Source organism: uncultured Caballeronia sp. (assembly GCF_964243625.1).
Taxonomy (GTDB): Bacteria; Pseudomonadota; Gammaproteobacteria; order Burkholderiales; family Burkholderiaceae; genus Caballeronia.
Window position 1 is genome coordinate 1 of record NZ_CAXTGZ010000346.1, and the last position, 6512, is coordinate 6512.

Sequence of the window (6512 nt, forward strand, 5' to 3'; positions counted from 1 at the left end):
ATACACTTCGTCCGACAACACGATGATCTTCGAGTCACGCGTAAGCGCGGTGAGGCGCTCGATATCCACACTCGTGAACGCGCTGCCCGACGGATTGTGCGGCGAATTGACGATGATCATGCGCGTGCGCGGCGTGACGGCGGCCTGAACTTCGTCCCAGTCGATGTGAAAATCCACCGGCGAAAGTTTGATCGCAACGGGCGTCGCGCCCTGCAACTGGACGATCGGGCCGTAGCTGTCGAAGGAAGGTTCGAAGTAGATGACTTCGTCGCCGGGATGCACGAGCGCGCTGATGGTTGCGTACAGGCCTTCGCTCGCGCTCGCAACCACGGTGATTTCGCTTGCCGGATCGTAGGTCGCGCCGTAGAGCTTTTGCGTTTTCAGCGCGAGCGCATCGCGCAGCGCGTGAACGCCGGACATGGGCGCGTACTGGTTATGCCCCGCGCGCATGGCTCGCGCGGCGCTTTCCACGAGCTTCGGATCGGGCGCGAAGTTCGGTGCGCCTTGCGAGAGATTCAGCGCGTGATGTTCCTCGGCAAGCTGGCCGATCACGGTAAAAATGGTCGTGCCGACAGCAGGCAGCTTCGATTGAGGGGTCCAGGCACTTTTCACGACAAATCTCCGTAAGACTGAATTCATATACCGACGATCATTCGACAGCAGTCATTAACCGCCGACAATCGAAAGTTTGTCATACTAGCCATGCCTGCCGCTCATGGCTCACAAGGTTCCCCGATGAAACCGCTGCCTTCTCTCGATGTCCTGAAGACGTTTGCCGTCGTTGCGCAGCGCCTCAACTTTACGCGCGCCGCCGATCTGCTCAATGTCACGCAAGGCGCCGTCAGCCGGCAAATTTCCGGGCTGGAGGCGCATCTGGGGTATGCGCTCTTCGTGCGCCAGCCGCGCGGCCTGGCGCTCACGCCGAACGGCGCCATGCTGCTCGCGCCTGTGCAGCAGGCGCTTGCGCAGATCAGCGAAGCGCTCGAGCGCAGCGGCGCGCAGTCGGGCACCTTGCGCGTGAAATGCCCGACGTGCGCCATGCGCTGGATCTTGCCGCGCGTGATCCGTCTGCAGAACGAGAGGCCGGAACTGGTGATCGAGGTGACGGCGGCGGTGTCCCATGGGGTGGAATTCAACGCCGAGCAATTCGATGCCGCCGTCGTTTTCGGTCAGCCGGCGCTGAAGGGCGTGAGTTCGCATCATCTCTTCGACGAAGTCCTGACGCCCGTCTGCGCGCCTGGTTTGCTCAAGCGCGTGACGCGCGACATCACGCCGGACGACCTCGCCGAACAAACCCTGCTGCATCCCACACGCGACCGGCGCGACTGGCTGAGGTGGCTTGCAGCTTATGGGTATCGTGGATTGCCGTCGGCGAAAGCGCAGCACTTCGACACGCTCGACCTTGCGATTTCATCAGCGATGCAGGGCTTGGGCGTGACGATCGGGGATTTGTCGTTGATCGAAGAGGATTTGCTCGCGCAACGGATCGTCACGCCGTTTTCGCTTTGCGTGCCGAGCGGAGCTTCGTATTACCTGATTTATCCGGAACGCCCGGCGGCATCGAAGGTATTGAGCGAGTTTGCCGAGTGGATGGAAGGCGAGGCTGCGCTAACGCGGGCGGGGCTTTCGAGGTATCTGGAACGGGCGTAAACAATTTTCCGCTATGGCAAAACGCGTCCCCGAGCCCTGGTACAAACCACCCGCCACCGATGAATCCTGCGCGCTATGCGGCCGGCCGGTTCCGGCAAGCCAGCGCGACGAACATCACCTCGTGCCCAAGTCAAAGGGCGGCAAGGACGTCGCGGTGCTGCATCGGGTCTGCCACAGGCAATTGCACGCGCTTTTTAGCGAAGGTCAGCTCGCGAAGGAATATTCGACCGTCCAGGCGTTGCTCGCCAATGACGATGTCCGCAAGTTCGTCGACTGGGTGAGGACCAAGCCGCCCGGCTTCTACGAACGAACCCGGCGAAGCTCCACGAAGCGATAGGCGTCGAGTCGCGAGTGTGTCCATGCCGCTATAGTGGGCGACCACACTCAACTTCATGGATCACGCGATGCGTCTGTTTTTTGCCGGGCTTTTTTTGGTGCTGGGCCTCGCCGGTTGCGCGAGTCTGTTCGATCGCGATGCGCCACGCGTGAGCGTTGCGGGTATCGAACCGATTGCAGGGCAGGGGCTCGAGCTGCGGTTTGTCGTGAAGCTGCGCGTGCAGAACCCCAACGAAACGCCGATCAACTACGACGGCATAGCGCTGGACCTCGAACTCGACGGCAAACCATTCGCGAGCGGCGTGAGCGACGCACGCGGAACATTGCCGCGTTTCGGCGAGACCGTGTTGAATATCCCGTTGACGGTTTCCGCATTCGCCGCCGCGAGGCAGGCATTCGGCCTCTCCGACGTGATGCAGCGAGGCAGCGTGCCCTACACCGTGCGCGGGAAGCTCGCGGGCAACATGTTCGGCAGCGTGCGCTTCACCAGTTCCGGGACGATCAAATTACCCGCCTCATTGCAAGGCGGGTACTGAAGAGGGCGGCAATCGCCTGATTGCCGCCGCGCTTCATGACGCTTACGTGCCGCTCTTCGTGACGATCGGCACCCAGGCGCCGCTCTTGACCTGGTACATCGTAGAGGAAGCGTTCTTCAAGGCGCCTTTGTCATCGAAAGCGATGGTTCCCGTGATTCCCGGAAACGAGATCGCTTTCAACACCGGCCGATACACCTTAGGATCGATCGATCCCGCTTTTTCCATTGAGTTGATCGCCGCCCACGCCGCGTCATAGCCGAAGGGCGCGTACGACAGGATCGCGACGCCAAACCGCTTCTGGAACTTGTCGGCGAACGCCTTGCCTTGCGGCATCTTTTCAAGCGGGCTGCCGTATTCCCAGGCCATCACACCTTCGGCTGTGTCGCCGGCGAGCTTCAGGAAGTCAGCATCCATCACGCCGCCGCCGCCCACGAGCTGCGCGTTGACGCTCAACTGCTTCATCCGCTTGGCCACGGCCGCAGCTTGCCGGTCGAGGCCGCCGAAGAAGATCAGGTCCGCGCCCGCGCCCTTGAGCGCCGTCAGTTGCGCCGAGAAATCGACGGTTTGATTGTCGCTGAACTGACGCGCGATGATCGAGCCGCCGGCTGCTTTTACGGCCTTCTCGAACTCGTCAGCTTCGCCCTGGCCGAAGGCCGTGCGGTCATCGATGATCGCGATCTTCTTCGCCTTCGTGACTTTCACCGCGTAGGTCCCGGCGTTGCCGGCGTTCTGGGCATCGCTGGAAATGACGGTGAAGACGTTGTCGAAACCGCGTTCCGTAATGGTCGGATTGGTTGCGGCGGGATCGATCACGGGAATGCCCGCGTTTTGATAGACCTGCGACGCGGGAATCGTCGTGCCCGAATTGAAGTGTCCGACGACCACGGCGACGCCGCCATCCACGAGCTTTTGCGCCGCCTGCACGCCCACGCGCGGGTCGGCCTGGTCGTCTTCGGCCTGGATGATGAAGTTGGCCGTCTTGCCGCCGATCTGGATCTTCTTGGCGTTGGCTTCATCGAGTGCAAGCTGCACGCCGTTCTGCAAGTCCTTGCCATAACCGGCGTTTGCGCCCGTCAACGGCGCGGCGAAACCGACCTTCACATCGATGTTTTCAGCAGCGGCGGACAGTGGCAACGCACCCACGGCGGCAGCACACGCGATGATCCAGGCAAGCGGTTTGAGACTTGTTCGAAGATGCATATTTTCTTCTCCTTCGGGTTGGACAGGTCGGGCGGCCAGGACGGTTTATTGGTTTGATGACGCGGTTCAGCATCAGGAATGAACCATGGCCGATTTACCTCGGCAAGGCGGATTTCCCCGCGTCGTCATTATGGTGTCGACGAAATAACTGCTTAAACCAAACCGGGCTTTAAACGCGAGGAAATGCGATACATCGCCACCAGCAATTTAGGAAGCCAAATTAGCGGCGTCTTGGCAGTTCATCGCGTTCGCGATGCGCATTTCGGCATAGCGGATTTAGCTGAAGCCAAACGGGGCCGCCGGACGCAAGGCACGCCCGGATTGATTCATTTACGCGTTTGTTCAATACAACAGATTGCAGTGTCAACCCACGGCTGAAGATTGCGGCACAAATCAGCTCGGACCGGGGGAATGCTTTCAAGAGACTGGGAATTAATCATATATATCGAAAGCATTACGGATTAATTTCATCCAAGTCATTGAAAGACTTGCGAAAACGGCTAGTTGTAATGTGGTCTTCAACTCGGTGTAATTTTAATGAGAATCGTTCTCATTTGTGTTGACGATTAGGGATCGTCTCGGTACGATTCGGTCGCCGGTGCCTTATGGAGAACGGTTCCGGAGAGATTTTCGATATGCGTCGATACCACGCAACCGGCGATTACCGCCGGCGAAAAAGGTCTCAAGAATAATCAACGCGACGCTCGCGTTCGCTTCAATCGCCGCGACAGCCGCCGCAACAAAGACAAAGGATTTCGATGCAACCCGTCCACCCGGTCCAACGCGATATGCGCGTTTCGAAAGCGCCCTTGCGCCGTGCCTTGCTGAGTGCGTGGCTTGCGCTGGCTTCATCGGCGGCAATGGCAGCCGGCAACCCGGCGAATCCGGACGCGACACCCACGGACGCGCCTGAGGCCGACCTGAACATCCAGGCGCAACAAGCGGGTCAATGGACGGGTGTGTGGACCCGCTCGACCTTGCTCGGCGACATGGGCGGCATCCGCTCGTTCCTCGGTAAATACGGCGTCTCGCTCCAGGCGACGGAAACATCGGAATACCTGGCCAACGTGCGCGGCGGCCTGAAAACCGGCGGCACTTACGACGGCCTGACCACGGTCACCCTCGGCCTCGATACGCAAAAGGCTTTCGGCTGGGAAGGCGGCACGTTCAACGCGAGCGCGCTGCAGATCCATGGCCGCAACCTGAGCCAGTACAACCTTGGAACGCTCAACACGGCGAGCGGCATTGAAGCGCAGGACACGACGCGTCTCTGGGAACTCTGGTACCAGCAATCGTTCTTGAACAAGCGCGTGGACGTGAAGGTCGGCCAGCAAAGTATCGACCAGGAGTTCATGGTCAGCTCGTACGCGGCCACCTTCGTGAACACCATGTTCGGCTGGCCGGGCCTGCCGTCCTACGACATGCCCTCGGGCGGTCCGGCTTATCCGCTGTCCGCGCTCGGCGTGCGGGTGCGCGGACAGATCACGCCTACGTTGACGGCGCTCGCCGGTGTCTACGACGGCGATCCGCTCGGCAACAATCCGAACAATCTCAGTGGCACGAACTTCAACCTGCATAACGGCGCGCTGTACATAGGCGAGTTGCAGTACGCGATCAACCAGCCGTCCGATGGCGAAATGGTCGGCCTGCCGCAAAGCGGTTTGCCGGGCACGTACAAGATCGGCTTCTGGTACAACAACGAACGTTTCGACGACCAGGGTATCGACGATACCGGTGTGTCACTCGCCAATCCGGCGAGCAGCGGCAAGGCGCAATCGCACCGCGGGAACTACAGTTTCTACGCGGTCGCGGACCAGATGATCTGGCGCCCCGACCCGGATGAACCGCGCAGTATCGGCGTGTTTGCGCGCGTGATGGGTGCGCCGGGCGACCGCAACCTCGTGAGCCTTTCAGCGAACGCGGGCATCGTGATGAAGGCGCCGTTCAAGGGGCGCGACAACGACAGCGTCGGCATCGGCCTCGCGTACATCAAGGTCGGCAATCACGTGCACGATCTCGACGTGCAGAGCGCGGCGTTCAGCGGCGGCCCGTACGGCGTGCGCACCAGCGAAACCGCGGTCGAAGCCACGTATCAATATCAGGTCACGCCGTGGTGGATCATGCAGGGCGACCTGCAATACACCTTCAACGCAGGCGCGGGCCAGAACCCGAACGACCCGACTGCGGCCTTGCGCAATACCCTCGTGGTCGGCGTGCGCACCACCATTACCTTCTGATCGACGGGACTCGTGACCATGAACCTCGATGCACGCACCCGGAACACTCGCATGAAAAAACTTATCGGCATCATCGCGCTTGCGGGCGGCCTCGCAGGAACCGCCGCACAAGCAGCGCCTGTCGGCTTTCTCGAAACGCTGCATAGAAACACCACGCTCGTGAATACCGTTCCGTCCAACGGCGACCAGAATCCGTATGCGCTCGTGGTCGCGCCGGTTTCAAGCGGGACGGTCAAGCAGGGCGACGTGCTGGTCGGCAACTTCAACAATGCCGCCAACTTGCAGGGCACCGGCAGCACCATCGTCAACTATCACCCTGACACCAAGGAGCTGAGCGTCTTCGCCACCGTGCCGCGCGACTTGAAGGAATGCCCGGGCGGTATCGGCCTCTCGACCGCGATGACCATGCTCAAGTCGGGCTGGGTGATCGTCGGCAGCACGCCGAGCAATGACGGCACGACCAACACGAAGGGCGCCGGCTGCCTGATCGTGCTGGACAACCAGGGCAAGGTTGCATCGACGATCGTGAGCCCGAACATCAACGATCCGTGGG

6 protein-coding genes and 1 pseudogene are annotated in these 6512 nt (G+C 60.8%); 5 read left to right on the forward strand and 2 right to left on the reverse strand.

Annotated features, from left to right (window positions below; translation table 11 throughout):
- Positions 1–612: aminotransferase class I/II-fold pyridoxal phosphate-dependent enzyme (locus tag ACFFAR_RS21170; protein WP_375508401.1), on the reverse strand; the 612-nt coding region annotated here is incomplete at its 3' end.
- 123 nt (positions 613–735) lie between these two features.
- Between ACFFAR_RS21170 and ACFFAR_RS21175 the strand changes: the two genes are divergently transcribed.
- The 3 genes from ACFFAR_RS21175 (at position 736) to ACFFAR_RS21185 (ending at position 2522) form a co-directional block, all read left to right on the forward strand.
- The gene (locus ACFFAR_RS21175) at positions 736–1650 is read left to right on the forward strand and encodes a LysR substrate-binding domain-containing protein (RefSeq protein WP_174363330.1); all 915 of its coding nucleotides are present in this window, start codon (positions 736–738) and stop codon (positions 1648–1650) included.
- Between the two features lie 13 nt (positions 1651–1663).
- Complete coding sequence (locus ACFFAR_RS21180; protein ID WP_174363329.1) at positions 1664–1987, forward strand: HNH endonuclease; 324 nt, start codon at positions 1664–1666, stop codon at positions 1985–1987.
- A gap of 67 nt (positions 1988–2054) precedes the next feature.
- The gene (locus tag ACFFAR_RS21185) at positions 2055–2522 is read left to right on the forward strand and encodes an LEA type 2 family protein (RefSeq protein WP_375508402.1); all 468 of its coding nucleotides are present in this window, start codon (positions 2055–2057) and stop codon (positions 2520–2522) included.
- 42 nt (positions 2523–2564) lie between these two features.
- Here the strand turns inward: ACFFAR_RS21185 and ACFFAR_RS21190 are convergent, their stop codons facing one another.
- The gene (locus ACFFAR_RS21190) at positions 2565–3722 is read right to left on the reverse strand and encodes a branched-chain amino acid ABC transporter substrate-binding protein (protein ID WP_375508403.1); all 1158 of its coding nucleotides are present in this window, start codon (positions 3720–3722) and stop codon (positions 2565–2567) included.
- A gap of 788 nt (positions 3723–4510) precedes the next feature.
- On the opposite strand from ACFFAR_RS21190, the gene ACFFAR_RS21195 reads away from it, so the two are divergent.
- Together ACFFAR_RS21195 and ACFFAR_RS21200 are read left to right on the forward strand one after the other, a co-directional pair.
- Positions 4511–5959, forward strand: a complete 1449-nt coding sequence (locus ACFFAR_RS21195; RefSeq protein WP_375508404.1) for a carbohydrate porin — start codon at positions 4511–4513, stop codon at positions 5957–5959.
- Positions 5960–6010: 51 nt separating this feature from the next.
- Positions 6011–6512 (forward strand): annotated as a pseudogene (locus ACFFAR_RS21200) (hypothetical protein); the annotation flags it as partial.

What these genes read in the sequence shown, in the direction of transcription:
- ACFFAR_RS21175 (WP_174363330.1), top strand. Translation starts at nt 736, where the DNA reads ATGAAACCGCTGCCTTCTCTCGATGTCCTGAAGACGTTTGCCGTCGTT.
- ACFFAR_RS21180 (WP_174363329.1), top strand. Translation starts at nt 1,664, where the DNA reads ATGGCAAAACGCGTCCCCGAGCCCTGGTACAAACCACCCGCCACCGAT.
- ACFFAR_RS21185 (WP_375508402.1), top strand. Translation starts at nt 2,055, where the DNA reads ATGCGTCTGTTTTTTGCCGGGCTTTTTTTGGTGCTGGGCCTCGCCGGT.
- ACFFAR_RS21190 (WP_375508403.1), bottom strand. Translation starts at nt 3,722, where the DNA reads ATGCATCTTCGAACAAGTCTCAAACCGCTTGCCTGGATCATCGCGTGT.
- ACFFAR_RS21195 (WP_375508404.1), top strand. Translation starts at nt 4,511, where the DNA reads ATGCGCGTTTCGAAAGCGCCCTTGCGCCGTGCCTTGCTGAGTGCGTGG.